The sequence below is a fragment of the Bradyrhizobium sp. UFLA03-84 genome, from assembly GCF_002289535.1.
Taxonomy (GTDB): domain Bacteria; phylum Pseudomonadota; class Alphaproteobacteria; order Rhizobiales; family Xanthobacteraceae; genus Bradyrhizobium; species Bradyrhizobium viridifuturi.
Genome location: NZ_NSJY01000013.1, coordinates 231,493 through 251,527, shown reverse-complemented (window position 1 = coordinate 251,527; position 20,035 = coordinate 231,493). Strand labels below are relative to the sequence as shown.

Below are 20,035 nucleotides of genomic sequence, written 5' to 3'. Positions count from 1 at the left end.
CCGGGCCCGCCGCTATCGGGGGTCTGAACCACTGGAGGGCGCTCGAATGGCCCGTACAGCTACGTTGCCGGTTCTCAATGGAGAATCTGGCCTTTCACGTTACCTCGCCGAGATCCGCAAGTTCCCCATGCTGGAGCCCCAGCAGGAGTACATGCTCGCCAAGCGTTGGCGCGAGCATGACGATCGCGACGCGGCGCATAAACTCGTCACCAGCCACCTCAGGCTCGTGGCCAAGATCGCCATGGGCTATCGCGGCTACGGCTTGCCGATCTCCGAGGTCGTCTCGGAAGGCAATGTCGGCCTGATGCAGGCAGTGAAGCGATTCGAGCCCGAGAAGGGCTTCCGTCTCGCCACTTACGCCATGTGGTGGATCAAGGCGTCAATACAAGAGTACATTCTGCGTTCCTGGTCGCTCGTGAAGATGGGCACCACCGCGAACCAGAAGAAGCTGTTCTTCAACCTGCGCAAGGCGAAGAGCAAGATCTCCGCGCTGGAAGAGGGTGATCTCCACCCCGACCAGGTGAAGCTGATTGCCAAGCGCCTCGGCGTGACCGATCAGGACGTGGTCGACATGAACCGCCGCCTCGGCGGTGACGCGTCGCTCAACGCCCCGATCCGCGACGACGGCGAAGCCGGCGAATGGCAGGACTGGCTGGTCGACAACTCGCCCAACGCCGAGGCCCTGATGGCCGAAAGCGAGGAGTTCGATCATCGCCGCCAGGCCCTGAACGGTGCGATCGGCGTGCTCAACCCGCGCGAACGCCGCATCTTCGAGGCGCGGCGCCTGGCCGATGAGCCGATGACGCTGGAAGACCTCGCCGCCGAGTTCGGCGTGTCGCGCGAGCGCGTGCGGCAGATCGAGGTCCGCGCGTTCGAGAAGGTGCAGTCGGCCGTCAAGGGCACGATCGCCCGGCAGGAAGCAGCACTCGAAGCCGCGCACTAACGGCGCGGCGAACGAGCCAACAGACACGAAAGCCGGCGGCAACGCCGGCTTTTTTGTTGCCTGGTGCTCGGCACGTCCCTCGCCCTGGGCCCTGCACCCATGAACAGCCGTGTAGCGTAGGACGCAGCGCCCCTGGGCGCGGATATCCCGCGCTTCATGCCTATGTCCCAAGCGAGGACCGCAGCCGCGGCCTAGTGCGCTTCCGCAGCAATGCGATAGGTTTGATGGCAGGCGACGCAATTCCTCATCGTATCGGCAAGCGTCTTGTTGATCTTTGCCGCCGGCGCGCGCGCAGTCGCCTGCTCGGCGATCTGGTCAAAGCCGCTCCGGACCGAGCCGATCATCGACTTCCAGGCATCGCTCTCCTTGGCGGCCAGGGTCGGCGGCCGGCCCAGGGTGGCACTGGCCTTGCGGCCGCGCGCCACTGCTTCACGCGCGACCAGGTCCAGATCACCCGAGCCAAGCCCTTCCTCAACCTCCGTGATCGAGGCCAGGAACAGCCGCATTTGCTCCAGCACGAAGGCTTTCTCGGTGTCCGTTCGCTGCACGGGCTCGCGTGTATCGGTTGTTTCGCCGGCCCGTGCCGGAGACGCCATTGCGCCAAGCGATGCAGACACGGTGATGGCGATCAGAGCGATCCGGTAACGCATGATGCAAATCGATTGTCTCATGCCGGATCACTTTCGCTCCACCAGAAGGGCACGACAGTCCGTATCGCCGACATTCTCAGCCGTATGCGAGACAGTGATAGGCCCCGCGCTGGCCACTCCGGCCTTGTTCTTCAGCTCGCGCGTCGTGCCATCCGGATTGTGAACCCGCACGGTGCAATCATCGAGCGCGTAGACCACGAAAGGAAGCGGGTGCGAATGCGGCTTGTCCGTCGCACCTTTCTTCCAGGTCGCCGCGATCACACGAAAGCTTTGATCCTCGAAAATGACCTTATAGACCGTCGGGTCGGCCTGGTAGGAGGGAGGAGCGTCCTGCGCCGCGGCCGAACCGATCCAGATCGCAGCAACACCCAGTGCAAATATCGAACGTCTGACCATCATCAAATCCTTCTCGTAAGAAAATATCGAGGCTAAAGCGCTAGAGCAGACCCTGAGCGGCGGCATTGTCGCGATCGGCTTGCCGTTGCCGGACAACCGCCAGTTCTCTGCTGCACGCAGCGAACGTGTCTGTGCCCGTGCCCATTCCGAACATTCCACAAAACTTGCGATTTTCCTCACTGACCGTCCGCGCGACGTCATCGCGCGCGGCGGCATGCATGGCGGGACCTGCGATGAACGCAGCGTAAAGGCCGGACGCGGCCAGGATCGCGACAAGCAGGACGTAGGAGAGCGAACGGAGCGGCACGGCAGTTGAGCCGTGCGCACCGCTATCGATTTCGGTCATCAAAATTGTCCTTAACAAAAGAGATTTCAAAACAGATCGGCCCGTGGGGACAAAGTTGGGCCGCAGAAATGAGCCTAGCGTTTCCGAGCGAGGGGCAGTCGGAAAACTTTGCGCCTATCGAAGGCGCGGAGAAAGCCGTGCACAGGATCAGTCGGCGATCAAAAGTTCGTCGGCGGAGCTGCGCCGAGCCTCCGTCCAATCGCGCATCGCCACCAGATTGACCGCATCGTGCAGGTACATGCCAACTGCAAGGCCCCGGTCGTAGCTCGCCCAGTGGCGCGGCGTGATCTCGATGCTCCGCCCGCCGCGTCCAATGATCCTGACGAGACCGGCCGCCTGCGCTGTATTCATCAGGTTGCGGATATGCGTTCGCGAGACGCCGAAGCGATCGGCTACATCCATGTAGGGGATGGCCGCGGTCGGATCACCCGCATCCATCGCAGCCTTCAGGACCGCGTTCTGGATCAGCGGGCCTGCGGCATGGGAAAAGAACAGCATCGTGTCCGGCAGCGCCATCATCAGGCGAACGGAGATTGGAAAGAACGGCAGGCCGACGCGACAGTGGGTCACGTTGAAGGCCTGGCTTCGTGACAGCACCGGGTTGTAATCATGATCGGGGTACAATTCGGCAAGCGGCACGAAGTGCGTCGCCAGCCACTCGGCGTGATGCGAGCGCAGCTTGTCCGTGGTCGCCAGCAGCCGCACGCGCCGGTCGGCCGGCGCGCGGCTCTGCTCAATAAAGCCGACCTCGCACAGCCGTGCCAGAAGATGATCCACCTGCCGATCGCTCGCCTGCCCGTGCATGTTGAGCTGCCGCTTCAGCGCGGAGACCGTAAACCAGGTTTCACGTCGCGCTGGATCCTGTGCGGCTTCGAGCACCGCGGCACTCAGGAAAACGAGGAAGCGGCCGGCCTGCAGCAGCAGGCGGACCAGAAACGGATCACCCTCGTACAAATCACAGAAAGCCGCGACATAGGCGCGCCGCGCCTCCGGCAGCCGAGGATGATTTACGATCTCCTCGAAGCTCAGCCGCAACCGGCGGCCTGCCAGGCGCTCCAGTTCGTCTCTTTCCAAGGCTGCCCCCAGTCTTGACCTCGACGAGGGTATAAGGCCACCCCGAGCCGGGCAATGCTTTCCTGCAGTTTCGACCCGCGAGTCCGCCGTGGGTCAAAGGCAGGCGTCCCGGAATTCAATGAGTACGCCCTGCTCCCTGATCGTGTGGTGACGAGCCAATAGACACGAAAGCCGGCGGCAACGCCGGCTTCTTTGTTTTGTCTGGAGGACGGGTGGAGCGCAGCGATATCCATCATCCCGCCGCGTAGCACGCAGCGCGATAGACGATTGACACCAAGCCGCCTCTGGGTGAGATTTTGTGACGGTTGATACGACCTGCTGGTTGCACCCTCACGGGAACGGTGAACGTATCGAGCCCTTGTTTGGCTTTCCTTTGCCCGAGCGACCGGGTCGGCAACGCAACCGCCTGGCACGCCTGGTTCGCTCTAGTCAAAGGACGAAGTCATGCGCGATTTTCGCGATGCAAAGGCCATGGCGCGCACCTTGCGCGCTTCCCTGACTGCCAAAACGGTCACCATCAGCCACGGCGAGACTCTGGAGTTGGTCTCAAAAATGCTCGGCTTCGCCGACTGGAACACGCTGTCGGCGGAGATCCAGGCGAGCCGTGAGGGATCGTTGGTCGCAGCCACAACACACGCCACGGAGGCGGGACGCCATCCCGCCATGCCGATCCGGGATTTCGTGCCATTCCCCGGTGCGATCGCGCCGCTTTACGCCCACAGCACCAAGGCCATTCAGGCGCTTGGACGGGCCTTTCAAGGTGCGCGGCCGATCATAGTCGCGATCCAAAGAAGCGCCGACGTCGACGAGCCCGGACTTAGCGATATCTATGACGTCGGTGTTCTTGGCAGCGTCCTGACCCTAGACCAACTGGCCGACGGCAGATGGAAGGCGCTGGCCCAAATCCATCGGCGCACCATGATCAAAGACTTCGTCGGAGAGGCGGACAGCTACGTCGCCGAGGTCGATGATCTCGACGAACAGCCTGCTCCGGATGTGCCGTACCTGATCCTTTCAATCAAAGCGTATTTCATGGCCCATTCATTTCGAGATGCAATGAAGCGAGGTTATCCGCGCGAGCCGCAAATCAAGCCGCCGTTCGAAAGGGTCCGCGATGCTGGTCGGCTCGCCGACATGATTGCATCGCATATCGAGCTTTCCATCCCGGACAAGCAGGCGCTGCTCGCGACCCTCGATCCCGTAAGGCGGCTCGAGAAGGTCGGCGCCTTCCTGCAGGGAAACGCTTGAGGTCGGCTGGGTAGGTGAAGCGGTTGTCAGCGATACCCTTCATCCCATCTCGCAGCACGCGGTTGATGGGTATCGCTTCGCTCCAACTATCCTGCGGGGCTGCGCATACTCCCAATAATTACGCTTGCCGCAGAACGCTGGCAGGTGTATGTGCTGCCCCGGCGCGAGCGCGCCCTTCCGTTCAACGCTTTCAAGGGAGGCGGCATGAAATCCAGATCGACACGTTCCGACCGCCGCCCATCCATGATCGGCTAGCGGTCATGAGTTGAACGCCGCTTCGCGGCTGTTCTTCAATTCATCCTATCTGGCTACGAGGGGCGTGATGCAACACGGCGTCGCGCCGTGTCGTCATGTATTTGCGGTTCGTCACACCGCTCATCCACCCGCACAGCCGCGTGGAGAGCGGCTTCTTTCGTGCGTCCTGGTACATCTACCAGAACAATGCGCCGGACTGGATCCAGCAGGAGCTCTCGGACCAGTTCACCTGGTTCGGAGAGCATCTGCCGATTCCGGGCCGCATCGCGCGCCACTTCAAGCGGCGCGATTCGATCTGGGGCATTTGCTGGTTCGATCCCGAAGCCCGCGAAGCGATCAGCCGCGCGCGCTACTGCGCCTGGCTGCTCGAGGAAGGCGGCTTGCCGGTGCGAACGATCACGACCTCGCGTCAGCGCGAAGTGCTGTGGCGCGACGCGCACCAGATCGTCACCAAGCCTTCGGCCGACCTGCCCAAGGCGTTTGCCTGAAGGGTAGCGTCCCGGCCAACAGAGACAAAAGTCGGCGGTAACGCCGGCTTTTTTGTTTGCCTGTAGGATGGGCGGAGCCAACGGGGGGCTGGTTTGGCCATCGGCGACCCTCCATTTCGGGAGAGGCCGAAGGAAGTGGAGGGAATAGGAATGTCCGGCAACGACACGGTTCGTTGGACCAAGGGCTATACGCAATCCGAACTCGACAGGGCGCAACGTCGATTTGACCTGGTCTTTCCTCCCGACCTGATTGCACTCCTGAGGAGGAAGCGGCCGGTAGACGGACACGATTGGACGGACGACCGTGCGATAAGACAAGCGCTTGACTGGCCGTTTGAAAGTCTTCGTTATTTTGTCGAGAATGGGCGGCTGTGGTGGTCGGAATGGGGAAGATGGCCTTCCAATGCACGCGCTCGGGAGGAGAAGCTTCGAGAAATAATTTCCCGAGCACCTAAACTAATCCCACTGATTGGTCACCGATATCTGCCCGCTCAGCCGCACGAGTCAGGCAACCCCATCTTTTCCATCTACGGAATCGACGCGATTTACTACGGCGCCAATCTGAACGACTATTTCGAAAGAGAGTTCGCAGGCTGGAACGACAAACCGTGGCCCGCAAAAATCAAATATATTCCGTTCTGGTCTGAGCTCGTCGAGCGATTTGCGCAGGACAGAAACACCTCCTGATTCCGTCATTGCTGAAATCGTTCATCAGGCCATCTGCCCTTGGACGGTCTACCTTGCCGGGCACATCGCCTGGTCGACTAAGGGTTGGTTGGCCATGTCGGCCGAGGCCCAAAACCGGACCTGTCCCAAACCGCGCGTCGCGTCGCGATTCTGGCAAACGCCGTGACCTGGGACAAGCCACGATCATGGCTGGCAGCCAAGAGCGCGGAAGCATTCTCTTTTGCCCGCCGCCGGTGTTTGGTTGCGACCGGCGGGAGGACGGGCGATGCGGGGATCCCTCGGCGAGAAGATCAACCAGGGCGGCACGGCTGATATCCACGCCTGGGCGCCGGGTCGGGTCGTCAAGCTGTTCAAGGAAGGTTTTCCGCCGCGGCTCGGCAAGCAAGAGGCGCGGATCGCCCGGGCGGTCTTCGCCGCCGGCGTGCCTGCACCGGAAGTTTTCGGCGAGGTGACGATCGACGGACGCTTCGGCATCGTGCTCGCCCGCCTCGACGGACCGACACTGCTGCAGCTCACGCGCAGCGGCGGCGTGACGTTCGCCCAGGCGGGCGCGATCCTCGCGTCCCTCAGCCTGTCCGTTCACAGGATGCCGCCACCGCCGGAAGCGTTCTTCCTGCGCGGCTGGATGGACACCTCCTTCAGGCTCGCGGGCGACATCGTGCCCAAGCACATCGCCTCCGGCGTTCTCGCGCTGATCGACCGCCTGCAGCAGCCGGGGGACCCCCTGTGCCACGGCGACATCCACCCCAACAACGTGATCATGACGGCGGACGGTCCGCGGCTGATCGACTGGACTTTCTCGATCCGCGCGCCTGCGGCCTTCGATCACGGGCACTTTCACATCAACCTGACCGAGCTCGCTCTCGACATCACCGACAATCCGCAGCGGCCGCTTGCGGTCCATGCGGCCGCGCAATCCGAATACGCGCGGCTGTCCGGTCAGCCGGAAGCGGCGCTGAGGCAAGCAATGGAGAGCTGGCTGCCGGTCGCGATCGTCCGCTACTTCCTGCTGATGGGCGGCCCGACCAGCGAGCGATGGCGGCGGATGATGCAGCGCGCCGAGACGGCCCTGCGCCCGCAGGACTGAGCCCTCCGTGGCGCGCGCGTGGCCGTCGACGCGGCGGCCGAGTGTCCACCCCTACTCGCCCCACTCTCGCGCCATGGTCGCGAGCGCGCAGCCCTCGCAGTAGCGGGCGTCCTTGAAGTCGATCCAGTTGTGGGCATAGACGCGATCGAGCGGAATGCCGTAACGCGCGCGCAGCACCTTCACCAGCACGCGCCAGGCCGAAACTTGCGCGTCGGTCGGGCCCTTGGTGACGTCGGGATAATTGCCGGCGAACTCGACGCCGATCGAGGTGTCCTTGTTGACCTGGTGATAGGTCTTGCTGTTGTCGATATACTTGTTGTCGTTGCGATCGGCGCCGTCGGTGTGGGTCGGAACGAGGTTGTCGGCGACCGCCCAGTAGACCGTGCCGTCGGTTTCGACCCAGACCATGACGCCGCGCCGCGTCGGGTTCTTGTGCTGCTCTTGCGCGCCGTAACGTGCAGAGCCGTGCGGCCCTTCGGTCTGGTGCACGATGATGTTGCGCCAGGGATGCGCCTTGGCGACGTCGCCCCACGGCGACAGCCACACCATCTTCAGTCCGGGAATCTCGGGCGTGCCCTGCGATCGGGCGATGACGGCGAGATCAGGGGGTTCGGCCAGTGCGGCGGAGGAGATCACGAGCGCAAGGAGCGCGGTGAGCAGGCGAGGCATCATGACGACGGGATCCAGTGGCGTCCCTCGTTAGCACACTCAGGCGCGCTGGCGCAGGCTCGCCTCCAGCGCATCGACCATCTCGGGCGGCAGCCTGGGCTCGTAGGTCGCATAGCCGTTCTTGCCGCCCTTCTTGGCGTCGTACAGCGCGTGGTCGGCGGCGGCGATCAGGCGGTCGGGATGCATGCCGATCTCGCGGGTCCATTGCGCAACCCCGATCGAGACCGCGATCGGAATATCGCGGCCGGTGCACTGCTCGGCATCGGCGCGGCAGACCTCCAGCACGCGGCGGGCGATCATCGCGCCCTCGCGCAGCGTCGAGGACGGCAGCACGATGCAGAACTCGTCGCCGCCGGTGCGGGCCAGCATGTCGCCCGGGCGAAGCCTGGTCTGCGCCATCAGCGTGAAGTGCTGCAGGCAGGCATCGCCGGCGGCGTGGCCATGGGTGTCGTTGATGCCCTTGAAGCCGTCGAGGTCGATCACCAGCAGCGCGAACGCCTCGCCGTTGCGGTCGGACCGCGCGCATTCCTCGGTCAGCCGCTGCACCAGGTGGCGGCGGTTGCCGACGCCGGTGAGATCGTCGAGCAGCGCGAGGTCGGCGACCTCGTTGCGCAGCCGGTCGATCGCCATCAGCAGGAAGCCGAAATTGAGCGCCATCGACAGGAACACCATCAGCAGGATCACCAGCGACTGGCCCGCACTGAAGCGAACGAAGGAGTACTCGCCGGGCTGCAGCAGGGCGCCGACCAGGCGCAGCGCATAGATGCCGATCAGCACCGAGGCGACGACGCCGGCAAGCCGCGCGCCGGGGCTGACGCGCCCGTTCTCGGGCGACAGCAACAGCTTCAACGTCAATGCGAACGGCATGACCTGGGCGACGGTGTAGACCAGGATGCGCATCGGCAGGCTGTCATAGGCAAAGATGAAGACGCCGAGGCCGGCAGATGCCAACGCGGTGGACAGCGCGGTCCTGCGCCAGCCCACCGGCTTGCCGTAGAAGCGCTCGATGCCCATCGCGGCAAGGCCGGCGGCGAACACCATCAGCGTCCCCGCCGCCAGCAGCGGCAACAGCGAGTCCGTCATCATCACACGGAGCATCGCGCAGGCGGCGCCGGCGGACGCGACGAAGGCGGACGCGGTCCAGAACCGCGCCGCGCCGAAAGCTGGATAGCTTTGCGCGACATAGGCCCAGATCAGGCCGAGCGCGAGAAAATTGATAATGAATACCGTCCAAAGCGTCGGAACGCTCAACATCGCCCCTGTTCGAGACCGGTATCGGCCTCGCCTCCCCTGAAATGACCGCCACCCCTTAAGGCGTTTCCCCCAACGACAATCCCCGTTGTCTTGGCGGTGAGGATGCGGCCGCGCGGCTTAACGGACTGTCACCGCCGCGCGCCATTCCGTGCTGTGGTTTTGAATTGATGAAGAACCGCGCATCGGCGTTCGCGCATCGTTAAGCATGACCGTCACGGCTGCGCCGCGGCGCGCGACACGCCGACGCTGGCGAAAAACTGGCGAAAACACGTAACAGCTGTGGATAACACGATGACGGCGACGTGACAGCACGCGGCAGCCGCCTCCGAATCTGCTGAGTTTGATACTGAGGATGTTGCGAGGCTGGCCCTCCGCCAAGCATGCCTCGGAGTCGCGTTCAATCCATGAAACCCTGAGAGGATACTATGGCTAAGAAAGCGAAGAAGGCGAAGAAGGCGAAGGCGAAAAAGGCCACCAAGAAGAAGGCCGCCAAGAAGTAACGAATTCCAGCCCGGGTAGCGGCTCCTGCCCTGCCCGGGCACTCGGCCCCGGGACCGCCGGTCGAAACGACGCCAGCCCCGAATTCATCAACCTCACATTCACCAATTCGATCGGCCCCGGCAGATGGGGCAAGGCAGCAGGCGCAAGGCCTGCTTTTTTATTGCCTGCCTCTGTGTTGTTGCCAGCCTCGGCCGCAACCGAATACGGCTTCAGCGCTCCGCGAAGGCGAGCTTGGCGCCGAGCACGGCAAAGCCCGCGGCAAAGCTGCGCCTGAGCCAGGCCATCACCTTCGGCCGGGTGATGACGCGGTCGCGCACCGACGCTGCGAACAGCCCGTAGACCGCGAACACCGCAAAGGTCATCGCCATGAACACGAAGCTGAGCTCGACCATCCGCGTCAGCGGATGCGCCTCGTCGACGGCGATGAACTGCGGCAGGAAGGCCAGGAAGAAGATCGACAGCTTCGGATTGAGGATGTTGATCAGGATCGCGGTCACGATCACCCGCCCGCTCGAGCGCGGCTTGATCTCGGTGTCGACGGCGAGCGCGCCGTGCTCGCGCAGCGCCTGCCAGGCCATGTAGAGCAGATAGACCACGCCGCCCCATTTCAGCGCCGCGAACGCCATCGCGCTGGTGTGCAGGATGGCGGCAAGGCCGAGCATCGCCGCGATCATCTGCGGCAAGATCCCGAGGGTGCAGCCGAACGCCGCCGCCACGCTCGCCCGCGAGCCCCGAGTCAGTGCCACCGCCAGGGTGTAGAGCACGCCGGTGCCGGGCGAGGCGACCACGATCAGCGTGGTCAGCAGGAAGGACCAGGTCATTTCAAATCCTCGAGGGGACGGGACATGGTCCGGCAATATCACGGCGCCCGGGCAGGCGGAAGCGGCCGCCGGCCGGCCGCCCTTCGCCCGCGCTGACAACGCCGTTATGCGGACCTCACCCCGCCGCCCGACAGCGCCGACGCCTTGGTCTCGGCGAGGCGGATCACGTCCAGCGGCGCCCAGGGCTTGGCCCAGAACAGGGCGCCGTCGGGCAGCCGCTGCCGCAGCGGCTTGCCTGAGGTGACGATCACGTCGAGATCGGGTTTGTACTTCTTGGCGACATGAGCGAGCTCGACCCCGGTCATGTTGCCGGCCAGCTCGACATCCGTCAGCATCAGCACGACATTGCCGCCGTCACCCCGCAGGACCAATTCTGCGGCCTCCGCGCTCTCGCAGGAGATCACATCGAAATCACTTTCCTCGAGCAGCAGGCCGATCATCTCCCGCTGCATCGGGTCGTCTTCGACAACCAGCGCCTTCGCACGATAGGGCCTCGACTGTCCCATGGCTGGGCCTCCCTCATTGATCGCGGTTTCGAAAACGAGCACAGATTAAATGCCTAAAATCGCTGGATGGTTCGGTTCCAATTTGAGAAAAGCGAGGAAACCTGTGTTCCCGTGCGGCAACCGCCACCCCTCGTCGAGATGGAGCTGACCCGACATGACCGCGATCTCTGGATCCGCCGCCGCCGTGACCGGAGCTGCCAGCGGCATCGGCCGCGCGCTCGCGCTTGAACTGGCGCTGCGCGGCTGCGATCTCGCGCTCGCCGACCGCGACGAGGGCGGCCTGCAGGCCACCGCCGCCGAAATCGCCAAAGCGATCGAGATCGCCAGGGCGGGCCCGCGCAAGGTCACCGTCCACCGCGTCGATGTCAGCGAGCCCGACCAGATCACCGCATTCGCAGCAGCCGCCGGCGCCGCGCATCCCGGCCTCAACATCGTCGTCAACAATGCCGGCGTCGCGCTGCTCGGCGAGTTCGGCGAGATCGACCAGGCGCAGATGGAGTGGCTGTTCAACATCAATTTCTGGGGCGTGGTGCACGGCACCCGCGCCTTCCTGCCGCTGCTGTCGCAGCGGCGCGAGGCGCATATCGTCAACGTCTCCTCGATCTTCGGCATCGTCGCCCCGCCCGGCCAGAGCGCCTATTGCGCGGCCAAGTTCGCGGTGCGCGGCTTCTCCGAGAGCCTGCGCCACGAGCTTGCGATGGCCAACAGCCCGGTGAAGCTCTCCGTCGTGCATCCCGGCGGCATCGCCACCAACATCGCGCGCAACTCGCGCACCGGCAGCGGCGTCACCGACAACGCCCGCCGTTCCGAATCGATCGAGCGCTTCGAGACGCTGGCGAGGACCACGCCGGCGGCCGCCGCGCAACGCATCATCACCGGCATCGAGAAGAACCAGCCGCGCATCCTGATCGGCAAGGACGCCATCTTCATGGACCTGCTGCAACGCTTCCGCCCCGCGACCTACTGGAAGGTGATGCAGCGGCAGATGGAGAAAACGGCCGCAAGGCGGATCGCGCGCGATGCCGCGCGGGCGGGTTGATTGCACGACGGCAGCGGTGCCGCACACGATCTGTCGTCCCTGCGTAGTGCGCAATTGCGCACGGGAGCAGCGACCCATAACCACAGGGTCGAGTTGGTGAGCACGCTGGGGCCACAGCGTCAGCAACAACGTGCATTTGTGGTGATGGGTCCCGGGTCAAGCCCGGGACGACACCGAATGTGCCGGGCGATCGGTGAGTCACACATCCCAGGCGGATCACCCGCCGAGCTGCTTTTTCACCCCGAGCGCCAGCCGAAACAGCGGATCGCTCCGCTCCGACGGATAGAGCGCGCTTCGCGTCACCTGCGGGAAATTGTCGTTCTTCCAGAACGAGGAAGGCGCGAACGAGAATTTTGCGACCAGCCGCCGGCCGAAATCCATCTCGTAGGGAAAGTAGTTTTCCTTCTGCTCGGTGCCGGACATCTCGGGATATTCGCCGAGCAGGTAGCCTTCCTGGATATGCGGCCGCACCGCCGACGGCGGGCAGACGCTGGACAGCCGCACGATCTGCAGGCCGGCTTCGGCGCTCGCCGTGATGGCGCCGCTCAAATTCGGCACGCCAAGCACATAGAGGAAGGCGGTGCCGGTCTCCGCCAGCGAGGCGAACGAGGCGGCGATGCGGATCGAATGGGTGACGTCGAGCAGCGGCGTGGTGCAGACCTCGTAATGCTGCAGGATCGACCAGCGCAGGATGCGATGCCGCTTCAGCCGCTCCAGCCCGAGCAGCTTCGCTCTGCCATACTCCGCGATCAGGACCTGCTCGGCGCTCCGCAACGCCTCGAACCGCGTCGCCAGCGTCGCCTGATCCGGGTTGCCGCGGCCGCCGCGGAACAGCGTCGGCTTCAGCGACGAGTTGCGCTTGATGTTCCTGAAGTCGGTGCCCTGGCCGCGAAACAGCAGCACATGGTCGCGGTTGAGGAATTGCAACTCGGCGATCTTGGTCGCAAGCTCGAGATAGGAGCCGATCCGATGCCCCGGCCCCTCCCGCACCGCCGAATTCTTTGCGACCTGGCATCCCCGGCGGTCGAAGAACGACCAGATCTTTTGGCTGCCGATGGTTTCCATGGGATGCCCTGCACTCTCAACTGGTCATTCCGGGGCTCGCGCTGCGCGCGCCCTCAGATGCGCTATTGCGCATCGGGGAAGGACGACGGTGGATGTGGCGCGCGCCCCCTCACCGCCCGACGAGCTGATCGGCAAAATACCCGATGGTCTTGCGATAGATCACCGCCCTGTTCCACTCGCGCATCGCCTCGAAATTGGCGCTGCCCTCGCCGTAGGGCGCGCCCATCTTGAAGCCGTTCGAGTGCAGCAGGTTGGCGGTCGAGGCCAGCACGTCGGGCACCGAGTGGCGCAGATCGACATGGCCGTCGCCGTCGAAATCGACGCCATACTTGATGTAGGACGACGGCAGGAACTGGGTCTGGCCGATCTCGCCGGCATAGGCGCCGATCATATCATTCAGACGAAGGTCGCCGCGTTGCAGGATCTTGAGCGCGGCGAGCAGTTCGCCCTGGAACAGGTCGGTGCGGCGGCAATCATGCGCCAGCGTCGTGAGCACGCGAAACACCGGCAGCTTGCCCATGTCGCCCTTGCCGAAATCGGTCTCCAGCCCCCAGATCGCGACCAGGATCTGGCGCGGCACGCCGTATTGCGCTTCGATCTTCGACAGCAGCGCGGCGTGACGCAGCAACATGGCGCGGCCGCCATTGATGCGCCCCGAGCCGACGCGGGTTGCGACATACTGCTCGAACGTCTTGTTGAAGGTGTAGCGCTGCCGCCGGTCGAAGGCGAGCACCCCGCCATCCTGCTGCACCCCGCCGAGCGCCTGCGAGATCACGTTCTGCTGGATGCCGGCCGCGGCCGCCTCCTGCGAGAACGACTGCACGAAGGCGGGAAAACTGCCGCCGCAGCGGGCGGCATAGGAGGGGGTGGCAAGCAGCAAGGCGCCGAACATAACCGCCAAGCGACACCTGAGCATGCAAACATCCCTCCTGCTTCGAATGGCCGATCATGCCATGGAGCAAACGAGGCCGTCAAAGCGTCGGCACCGACATTCCGCCCGTGGCCGCGTCATCCCGCCGTGGTGTCTCGCCCCTGAACCTCCGTGGCGCATTGACCAGGCTGACCAGCGTGTAGCCGATGACCAGGAGCAGGAACCAGGAGCCGAGCTTCTCGATCGAAACCATCGACCAGCCGAGCCGCTACGAGGGATAGAGCCAGGTCTTGGTGAAGGTGCCGATGTTCTCGGTGAACGAGCAGCAGCGGCATCGCGCGATATTCGGCGGCGATGAAGCGGCGCAGCGGCGGCCAGTTGGCCGCCGCGCTTGCGATCGGTTTGGTGGGACCTGTCAGCCTGTGATGCACACCGCTTGGGATGCCGACGGATCACGGTCGCAGCGCGGCGGAGTTGTGCAGAATTCCCTCAATCCTTGAGCTGACGTTCGAGATCGACAAAATCGATCTCGGCCCAGCGCTCGGAGATCTTGCCGTCGTGAATCCGCCAGAACGTCATGCCGCGGAATTCGACATGGCGGCCGGTGGGCGCGATGCCGCGCCACGGGCTGCGGTGCCGGCCGCGCCAGACGAAGCGGCCGGCGACGATGTCGCGCTCGGCCACCAGGCATTCGGCGACCGCCGACAGGTCGGCGAAGGTCTCGTGCATCGCGGACGCATGCGCGATCACCTCCTCGGCGCTCATCCGCTTGCCCACGGCATGGTCGAAATAGTCGGATGCGAGCTGGGCGCGGATCGCGTCGGGATCGAGACGATTGGTCACGGCGTCGTAATGCGCGAGCACGAGCGCCTTGTTGGCGTCGCTTGTGGCGTTGGACATCGGCGATCGGCTCTCAAGAAAAAAGTTGTATGAAGCTAAGGATGCGCCTCATACGCGAATCTGAGGGGATGGTGCAAGTGACGAAGGTCAGAAAAATCAATGCTTTCGGCGCTGGCGCGTTTCGGCTTCGAAGCGAAAGGCGGTTGCCGCGAAAATCCGCTCGCTGGCGGTAACATCATCCGATGGCTCCATCATGCCGCTGGCATGCAAGTAGCCGACGCACCACACGGTGCATCTCAGCGCGCGTGCGTGAACGCCGGAGCCGCCGGCGGCGACCAAGAAGGCACCAGCCCGGCAAGCCGGTTCCGCCCGCACGGCCGGCCGCCGTGTCTTGTTCACGCAAAGGCGCGACGATAAAGCCGGGCAAGCTGCCGCAACGACGCCGTCATTTGGGGATGCATCCGGTGACGAATTGAAATGAGGATGTGCCGCCGATGACGATCGCCTTGGGTTTCGCACGCGTGCGCAGGGCCGCCGCATCGCTTGGCATCATCCTCGCGTTCGGTACTGTCCTGACCGGACCGGTCGACAGTGCAGCCGCGCAGGACTCCCGCGCCAGGCGAGCGCCGGCGCAGGGCGCAAGCAGCGTGCCGACAGTCACTACGCAATTGAAGAACGCCATCGCGCTGACGCGCAGCGGCAAGATCGACGAAGGCTTTGCGCAGCTCAATGCCGCGCTCGACGCCACCGACAGGCTCGACGATGCGCAGTTCGCGATGGGGCAGTATTTCGAGGCAACTGCGACGCTGCGCGCGGTCAAGCGCGACGATCTTGCCGAAAAGCTGTTCGTGCGCGCATTTCAGAGCAAGGCGGCGGCGCAATCGACGCCCGGCAAAGCCGACCTGCTGCTGATGTACGCCATCCTGGTCTCCGACCACGCCAGGATTGCCGAAGCGGTTCCGCTCTACATGAAGGCGATCGCGGCCTTCAACGCCTATTGGGGCGAAGGCTCCGAAGTGTCGCTGATCGCCAACGACAAGCTCGCGGTCGCACTGTCGGCCAACGGGTCGGCGGCGTCCGCGACCAACCTCGGCTGGCATAATTTCGTGCTTGCAGAGAAGGCGCTCGGGCCCAACCATCGCACCACCTGGAAACTCGCCAACAATTATGCCGACATGCTGCGTGAGATCGGCGCGCCGGCGAAGGCGCTCGAGCTCGACCTGTTCGCGATCGAGGGTCGCGCCAAGCATTATGGCGAGAACCATCTCAACACGCTGGTCACGGTCAACAATGCCGGACAGGATTTCCTCGCGCTCGGCCGCTTCGACGACGCTCGCCGCTATTTCCGCCGGCATCGGGCGATCGCAACCGCGCTCGCACCAAAGGACCCGGGTTTCGCGGGACAGGCCGATGCCTGGCTGTTCTACACCGACATGCTCGCGGCGGGCGACACAGCGATCTCGCCGGCCGACCTGGAACGACTGGAGGCGATCGTCGCCAATGAGGAGAACTTTGCCGATTTCCTCCGCATCAAGGCAGCTGTGCTGGCCGCCGGCAAGCGCGAGGCGCGCGGCGAACGCGACAAGGGCATGCGGCTGCGCGAAATTGCGTTGGCCATCGCAACCCGCGCCTTCACCGCGCAGCATCCAATCTCCTTCGAGATCAAGCTCGGCATCGCGACCGCGTTGATCGCTGTCGATCCGAACCGCGCGGTGCCGAACTTCACCGCGCTCGACCGTGAGATGTTCGACTGGATGAAACGCGAAGTCGGCACCGCGGGCGATCGTGCCGTCGCGGAGGCGATCCGCGCCCAGGCCGACCATCTGCTGTTCGCATTCGGCCGCTTCGCCACTGGCGCCGGCTCCACGGTGGCGCAGCCGGCCTTTGCCGCCGCGGTGCTGCGCTGGAAGACGCTCGGTGGCGGCGACGCCACCGCGCTGCGCCGGTTCGAGACCGAGGTCGAGGATAAGGACGCGGAGACCGCGGCGCTGGTGCGCACGGCACTCCGGCTCAACGGCGAGAAGCAGGAGCTGTTCTCGTCGGGCAATATCGACGACTGGGCGAGATCGGTGTGGCAGCGGCAGGACGCGGCCGAGAAGGCGCTGGCCAAGCGGCTCGATGCGATCGGCGTGAAGCCGCCGCAAGACCCGATCCGTCCCGCGCAGCTGCTCGCCCCGCAGGAAGCCGTCGTCAACTACTTCATCACGCGGCAATGGAAGGCGGACCGGCAGTCGAAGGAGCCGTTGGCAGCGACCGTGCTCTACGCCATCGTCGAGACCGCAACGAGCGAGCCGCGTGTGGTCGATCTCGGCGATCCCGGCAAGACGGTCGACACCGGCGTGCGAACCGAGATCGCGCGGCTGCGCACGACACGGGCCACCGTCCCCGATCACGACGCCGGGGGGTCCGACGCCGGGGGGTCCGACGCCAGGGCACTCGACACCAAAGGCCGCTTCCAGAACCTGCACGCGCGGCTGTTCGCGCCGCTGGAGGCGATGCTGAAGGACAAGACCACGCTCTATGTGGTGCCGGACGGATTCCTGTTTGCGGTGCCGTTCTCGCTGTTACCCGGCGCCGACGGCGGCTTGCTGGAGGACAAGTTCACGATCCGGCTGCTGACCAGCCCCGATGCGCTGATCGCGATCCATGCCCGCGAGAAGCTCGAGCGGACCGGCGCGATGCTGCTGGCCGGCGGCATCGAATACGGCCAGCCGGGGCCGATGCCGCTGCCCGGCACCAAGACCGAGATCGAGGCGATCGCCAAACTCGCCCGCGCGCGCGGCGCCCCGGTCGAGATGCTGACCGGGAGCGGCGTCAGCGAAGCCGCATTGCGCGAGGCGATCGGCAAGGCCCGCATCGCACATCTGGCGACCCACGGCTTCTACCACGACAGCACCGCGTCCGGTCTCGATACGCTCTGGCAGAGCGGCATCGTGCTGTCGGGCGCCGGCGACAGCCGGTTTCCGCTGCGCGATGACAAGGACGGCTATCTCTATGCCTTCGAGCTGATGGACTGGGACCTGTCCGGGCTCGATCTGCTGGTGCTGTCGGCCTGCGAGACCGGCCGCGGCGACGAGAGCTTTGTCAGCGGCCTGCGCGGGCTGCCGACCGCACTCGGCATCGCCGGCGCCCGCCGTGCGCTGCTGACGCTGTGGCCGGTCGCCGACGAAGGCACCGCGAACTTCACCGTGCGCTTCTACGAGCACCTCGCCGAGGGCCTGACCTATTCCGATGCGCTGCGCCAGACCCGGCGCGATGCGCGCGACGGCAAGGTCGCGGGTGCCAAGGACGCCAGCGTGTGGGCGGCGTTCGTGCTGTTCGAGGGCTGAGACGGACACCGAACGCCAGAGAACGGTGGACATCTCGCGGGCCGTTGTCAGCTTGACATGTCGCCGGATTACGTCCGATCGCATCGCAAGGGCGCTTCGCCGCCGGATTGCGCAGGGCAGCCCAGCGCGCAAACGCGCGGGATTTGCTTTGACAGCCTTGCCGCGATCGGGGACAAGCCGCGCATGCCGAAAAAACCCGGGACCAATCCCAAAGGCGAATTCGCCTTCTTCAACGTCTTCTATGAAGACGGCTCGCAGCGCTCCAACCGCCGCGTGCCCTCGGAGCTCATTGGCGGCCTCGACGGCGACGAGCCGGTGCGCGCCTTCCTGCGCGACCAGGACCGCGAGATCGCCGAAAAGGGCGGCCGCCCGCCGCTCGAGATCAAGTCGATCGAGCGAGTTGGCGCGAAGAAGAAGTAGCGGAAATAGGATAAGAAGATAAACCTACGGCTGCCGGTCAGCGCGAAGCACGACTGAAATGATCGATGCGAGCGTGAGAACCAAGGAACGGCGGGCTATGGTTCATATCAGACTACCAAAAGGCGGTGAAAAGCGCTGTCTTTTCCGATTGTGGTCAAGGCTCGGAACATCGAATCGCCGAACTCATGCGCAGCCTCAAAATATTGATGACGAGTATTCTTATCGAGGAATTTCTGGATAAGGTCTTCCTCCTTCAAATTAGTTGTGTCCAAGAACCTGTCGTACTGCTCCAAAAGCTTCTCAATTGTCGCCTTTGCGTCCCCCAGATACGGTTGAACTCGAAGCCATTCCAATCTTTCTGTAGGAGTTAGCTTCGTCATTTCAACTGCGTCCGCCGGGGAGACAGATCTCTTGGAATTATATACCGCCAACAAATACAAAAGCGCTGAGTAAGTGTACTGGTAAACTCGTAGATCGAGTGATGATCAAGATATCGACCATCGCCGGAAAACTCCGGAAAGCCTAGCTTCCTCGACTCTTTGATTAATTCAGCCTGAACGCATATCTCATCTAGGTGATTGAGCAGGTTCTTCTGACCAAATTCCTCGGAACCATCCGCCCTTGAGATCCTCTCACTATTCCCAGCGATAAATAAGTCCAGATCGCTGTACTCACTCGCCTCGCATCGTCCGAAGGACCCTGTCGCATAGACGCAGGCCTTGCCTGCCGCAAACTCACCTGCGCCTACGAAACTGGTACGCAGCTTTGCAATTGTTTCAGATGAATATTGCCTACGCCTATCGAGTTCTCTCATTAGCACCCGCCCACTCAAATACATTCGCAAAAATTTCTGCCTGTTCGATCGCATCGTCCACTGCGTGATGCGTGTGCGGTCGTTTAGAAGACAAGGCTGGATCCAGCCTTGAGCGTCCCGCTTGCGATACCGGTATTCCCGCCTTCACCGCCAGCGCGGTCTTTATGTCAAAGCAACGAGAATAGTCGAACGGTGAGCCATCTTTGCAGAACTGGATAAAATACCAGTACAGCCAAGTCCAATCGAAGCTTAGCGGATAAGCAACTAGCACGGGCTTTGCGCCGCTCGAATTGGCGTTGATCCACTGAAAGGCTTCTGTCATCGCCACCTCTGGCGAGAGTCCTTCAACACATAACTTTGCCCGATCAAGGCCGTTAACGTCCAACGCCTCCTGCTGAAATGCATTGGAGATCGGCTTCAACTCTCGATAGAAAACCTTATCATAGCTCTGGGGGCGGATGAAAGTGCGCCCATCGAATGACCCTGCATATACAATTGCAAAAGACAGAATAGAGAATGGTCCTGGAATCGGGCCATCCGTCTCAACATCGGCAGAAAAATACGAATCAACAAAGACGCGCTCACCGGAGCGCATTTGGTAATTCTCGTCGCGAGACTGGATATTTTGGGTTCCTAGCAGCATGTCAGACTCTAACTCTGTTCAAGCCTTCTCTTCAAGGCGAACCGAACCGGCTAGAGAAATCTCTTGTTGAGCAAGCCGACCGTCAGCAT

Annotated in this window: 23 protein-coding genes and 1 pseudogene; 8 read left to right on the top strand and 16 right to left on the bottom strand. The window is 63.6% G+C overall.

Features of this window, described 5'->3' with window-relative positions:
- Positions 1-46 precede the first annotated feature (46 nt).
- Complete coding sequence (gene rpoH / locus CK489_RS15250) at positions 47-943, top strand: RNA polymerase sigma factor RpoH (protein ID WP_021077401.1); 897 nt, start codon at positions 47-49, stop codon at positions 941-943.
- Between the two features lie 92 nt (positions 944-1,035).
- On the opposite strand, the pseudogene CK489_RS42925 reads toward rpoH, so the two are convergent.
- From CK489_RS42925 to CK489_RS15230, 5 genes and pseudogenes are all read right to left on the bottom strand, one after another.
- Positions 1,036-1,128 (bottom strand): annotated as a pseudogene (locus tag CK489_RS42925) (aromatic amino acid exporter YddG); the annotation flags it as partial.
- Between the two features lie 6 nt (positions 1,129-1,134).
- Entirely contained in the window at positions 1,135-1,593 is a 459-nt protein-coding gene (locus CK489_RS15245) for a cytochrome c (protein WP_095732824.1), read from the bottom strand.
- 27 nt (positions 1,594-1,620) lie between these two features.
- Entirely contained in the window at positions 1,621-1,992 is a 372-nt protein-coding gene (locus CK489_RS15240; RefSeq protein ID WP_245350382.1) for a cupin domain-containing protein, read from the bottom strand.
- A 37-nt stretch (positions 1,993-2,029) separates the two neighbouring features.
- A complete protein-coding gene (locus CK489_RS15235) occupies positions 2,030-2,335 on the bottom strand; it encodes a hypothetical protein (RefSeq protein ID WP_095732823.1) in 306 nt (101 codons plus the stop codon).
- A gap of 147 nt (positions 2,336-2,482) precedes the next feature.
- Positions 2,483-3,409 carry a winged helix DNA-binding protein gene (locus CK489_RS15230; RefSeq protein ID WP_095732822.1) on the bottom strand — a complete coding sequence of 309 codons (927 nt, stop codon included), beginning with the start codon at positions 3,407-3,409 and terminating at the stop codon, positions 2,483-2,485.
- A gap of 444 nt (positions 3,410-3,853) precedes the next feature.
- Here CK489_RS15230 and CK489_RS15225 point away from each other — a divergent pair, with 444 nt between their 5' ends.
- The 4 genes from CK489_RS15225 to CK489_RS15210 all read left to right on the top strand — a co-directional run bounded on the left by CK489_RS15225 (position 3,854) and on the right by CK489_RS15210 (position 7,174).
- Positions 3,854-4,657 (top strand): LON peptidase substrate-binding domain-containing protein, encoded by an 804-nt coding sequence (locus CK489_RS15225; RefSeq protein WP_095732821.1) that lies wholly within the window; start codon positions 3,854-3,856, stop codon positions 4,655-4,657.
- Between the two features lie 350 nt (positions 4,658-5,007).
- A complete protein-coding gene (locus CK489_RS15220) occupies positions 5,008-5,400 on the top strand; it encodes a hypothetical protein (protein ID WP_095732820.1) in 393 nt (130 codons plus the stop codon).
- Between the two features lie 150 nt (positions 5,401-5,550).
- Positions 5,551-6,087 (top strand): hypothetical protein, encoded by a 537-nt coding sequence (locus CK489_RS15215; RefSeq protein WP_245350381.1) that lies wholly within the window; start codon positions 5,551-5,553, stop codon positions 6,085-6,087.
- A 265-nt stretch (positions 6,088-6,352) separates the two neighbouring features.
- Positions 6,353-7,174 (top strand): phosphotransferase, encoded by an 822-nt coding sequence (locus CK489_RS15210; RefSeq protein ID WP_095732819.1) that lies wholly within the window; start codon positions 6,353-6,355, stop codon positions 7,172-7,174.
- Positions 7,175-7,225: 51 nt separating this feature from the next.
- On the opposite strand, the gene CK489_RS15205 is transcribed toward CK489_RS15210, so the two are convergent.
- The 4 genes from CK489_RS15205 to CK489_RS15190 all read right to left on the bottom strand — a co-directional run bounded on the left by CK489_RS15205 (position 7,226) and on the right by CK489_RS15190 (position 10,925).
- Positions 7,226-7,846 (bottom strand): peptidoglycan recognition protein family protein, encoded by a 621-nt coding sequence (locus tag CK489_RS15205; RefSeq protein WP_095732818.1) that lies wholly within the window; start codon positions 7,844-7,846, stop codon positions 7,226-7,228.
- Between the two features lie 36 nt (positions 7,847-7,882).
- Entirely contained in the window at positions 7,883-9,097 is a 1,215-nt protein-coding gene (locus tag CK489_RS15200; RefSeq protein WP_095732817.1) for a GGDEF domain-containing protein, read from the bottom strand.
- A gap of 710 nt (positions 9,098-9,807) precedes the next feature.
- The gene (locus CK489_RS15195) at positions 9,808-10,419 is read right to left on the bottom strand and encodes a LysE family translocator (RefSeq protein WP_095732816.1); all 612 of its coding nucleotides are present in this window, start codon (positions 10,417-10,419) and stop codon (positions 9,808-9,810) included.
- 104 nt (positions 10,420-10,523) lie between these two features.
- Positions 10,524-10,925 (bottom strand): response regulator, encoded by a 402-nt coding sequence (locus tag CK489_RS15190; RefSeq protein WP_050628894.1) that lies wholly within the window; start codon positions 10,923-10,925, stop codon positions 10,524-10,526.
- A gap of 154 nt (positions 10,926-11,079) precedes the next feature.
- Here CK489_RS15190 and CK489_RS15185 point away from each other — a divergent pair, with 154 nt between their 5' ends.
- Entirely contained in the window at positions 11,080-11,964 is an 885-nt protein-coding gene (locus tag CK489_RS15185) for an SDR family NAD(P)-dependent oxidoreductase (protein WP_095732815.1), read from the top strand.
- A 216-nt stretch (positions 11,965-12,180) separates the two neighbouring features.
- Here the strand turns inward: CK489_RS15185 and CK489_RS15180 are convergent, their stop codons facing one another.
- From CK489_RS15180 to CK489_RS15170, 4 genes are all read right to left on the bottom strand, one after another.
- On the bottom strand, positions 12,181-13,029 hold the full coding sequence (locus CK489_RS15180; protein ID WP_095732814.1) for an FRG domain-containing protein: 849 nt from the start codon (positions 13,027-13,029) through the stop codon (positions 12,181-12,183).
- 109 nt (positions 13,030-13,138) lie between these two features.
- The gene (locus tag CK489_RS15175) at positions 13,139-13,945 is read right to left on the bottom strand and encodes a lytic murein transglycosylase (RefSeq protein ID WP_095732813.1); all 807 of its coding nucleotides are present in this window, start codon (positions 13,943-13,945) and stop codon (positions 13,139-13,141) included.
- A 55-nt stretch (positions 13,946-14,000) separates the two neighbouring features.
- Complete coding sequence (locus CK489_RS40820) at positions 14,001-14,153, bottom strand: hypothetical protein (protein WP_349626932.1); 153 nt, start codon at positions 14,151-14,153, stop codon at positions 14,001-14,003.
- Between the two features lie 236 nt (positions 14,154-14,389).
- Entirely contained in the window at positions 14,390-14,800 is a 411-nt protein-coding gene (locus tag CK489_RS15170; RefSeq protein WP_050628890.1) for an ester cyclase, read from the bottom strand.
- Positions 14,801-15,234: 434 nt separating this feature from the next.
- Between CK489_RS15170 and CK489_RS15160 the strand changes: the two genes are divergently transcribed.
- On the top strand, positions 15,235-18,069 hold the full coding sequence (locus CK489_RS15160; protein WP_095732811.1) for a CHAT domain-containing protein: 2,835 nt from the start codon (positions 15,235-15,237) through the stop codon (positions 18,067-18,069).
- Positions 18,070-18,252: 183 nt separating this feature from the next.
- Complete coding sequence (locus CK489_RS15155; protein WP_050426044.1) at positions 18,253-18,489, top strand: hypothetical protein; 237 nt, start codon at positions 18,253-18,255, stop codon at positions 18,487-18,489.
- 107 nt (positions 18,490-18,596) lie between these two features.
- On the opposite strand, the gene CK489_RS15150 is transcribed toward CK489_RS15155, so the two are convergent.
- The 3 genes from CK489_RS15150 to CK489_RS15145 are packed head-to-tail and all read right to left on the bottom strand — an operon-like array spanning position 18,597 to position 19,946.
- Positions 18,597-18,869, bottom strand: a complete 273-nt coding sequence (locus tag CK489_RS15150) for a hypothetical protein (protein WP_095732810.1) — start codon at positions 18,867-18,869, stop codon at positions 18,597-18,599.
- Entirely contained in the window at positions 18,866-19,303 is a 438-nt protein-coding gene (locus CK489_RS42920; protein ID WP_158226445.1) for a nucleotidyltransferase domain-containing protein, read from the bottom strand. The genes CK489_RS15150 and CK489_RS42920 overlap by 4 nt, the downstream gene beginning before the upstream one ends.
- Complete coding sequence (locus CK489_RS15145; RefSeq protein ID WP_143278157.1) at positions 19,287-19,946, bottom strand: 3'-5' exonuclease; 660 nt, start codon at positions 19,944-19,946, stop codon at positions 19,287-19,289. The genes CK489_RS42920 and CK489_RS15145 overlap by 17 nt, the downstream gene beginning before the upstream one ends.
- Positions 19,947-20,035 lie beyond the last annotated feature (89 nt).

Coding starts and splice junctions, on each gene's coding strand:
- rpoH (WP_021077401.1), top strand. CDS start 47: ATGGCCCGTACAGCTACGTTGCCGGTTCTCAATGGAGAATCTGGCCTT.
- CK489_RS15245 (WP_095732824.1), bottom strand. CDS start 1,593: ATGCGTTACCGGATCGCTCTGATCGCCATCACCGTGTCTGCATCGCTT.
- CK489_RS15240 (WP_245350382.1), bottom strand. CDS start 1,992: ATGATGGTCAGACGTTCGATATTTGCACTGGGTGTTGCTGCGATCTGG.
- CK489_RS15235 (WP_095732823.1), bottom strand. CDS start 2,335: ATGACCGAAATCGATAGCGGTGCGCACGGCTCAACTGCCGTGCCGCTC.
- CK489_RS15225 (WP_095732821.1), top strand. CDS start 3,854: ATGCGCGATTTTCGCGATGCAAAGGCCATGGCGCGCACCTTGCGCGCT.
- CK489_RS15220 (WP_095732820.1), top strand. CDS start 5,008: ATGTATTTGCGGTTCGTCACACCGCTCATCCACCCGCACAGCCGCGTG.
- CK489_RS15215 (WP_245350381.1), top strand. CDS start 5,551: ATGTCCGGCAACGACACGGTTCGTTGGACCAAGGGCTATACGCAATCC.
- CK489_RS15210 (WP_095732819.1), top strand. CDS start 6,353: ATGCGGGGATCCCTCGGCGAGAAGATCAACCAGGGCGGCACGGCTGAT.
- CK489_RS15205 (WP_095732818.1), bottom strand. CDS start 7,846: ATGATGCCTCGCCTGCTCACCGCGCTCCTTGCGCTCGTGATCTCCTCC.
- CK489_RS15200 (WP_095732817.1), bottom strand. CDS start 9,097: ATGTTGAGCGTTCCGACGCTTTGGACGGTATTCATTATCAATTTTCTC.
- CK489_RS15195 (WP_095732816.1), bottom strand. CDS start 10,419: ATGACCTGGTCCTTCCTGCTGACCACGCTGATCGTGGTCGCCTCGCCC.
- CK489_RS15190 (WP_050628894.1), bottom strand. CDS start 10,925: ATGGGACAGTCGAGGCCCTATCGTGCGAAGGCGCTGGTTGTCGAAGAC.
- CK489_RS15185 (WP_095732815.1), top strand. CDS start 11,080: ATGACCGCGATCTCTGGATCCGCCGCCGCCGTGACCGGAGCTGCCAGC.
- CK489_RS15180 (WP_095732814.1), bottom strand. CDS start 13,029: ATGGAAACCATCGGCAGCCAAAAGATCTGGTCGTTCTTCGACCGCCGG.
- CK489_RS15175 (WP_095732813.1), bottom strand. CDS start 13,945: ATGCTCAGGTGTCGCTTGGCGGTTATGTTCGGCGCCTTGCTGCTTGCC.
- CK489_RS40820 (WP_349626932.1), bottom strand. CDS start 14,153: ATGGTTTCGATCGAGAAGCTCGGCTCCTGGTTCCTGCTCCTGGTCATC.
- CK489_RS15170 (WP_050628890.1), bottom strand. CDS start 14,800: ATGTCCAACGCCACAAGCGACGCCAACAAGGCGCTCGTGCTCGCGCAT.
- CK489_RS15160 (WP_095732811.1), top strand. CDS start 15,235: ATGACGATCGCCTTGGGTTTCGCACGCGTGCGCAGGGCCGCCGCATCG.
- CK489_RS15155 (WP_050426044.1), top strand. CDS start 18,253: ATGCCGAAAAAACCCGGGACCAATCCCAAAGGCGAATTCGCCTTCTTC.
- CK489_RS15150 (WP_095732810.1), bottom strand. CDS start 18,869: ATGACGAAGCTAACTCCTACAGAAAGATTGGAATGGCTTCGAGTTCAA.
- CK489_RS42920 (WP_158226445.1), bottom strand. CDS start 19,303: ATGAGAGAACTCGATAGGCGTAGGCAATATTCATCTGAAACAATTGCA.
- CK489_RS15145 (WP_143278157.1), bottom strand. CDS start 19,946: ATGCTGCTAGGAACCCAAAATATCCAGTCTCGCGACGAGAATTACCAA.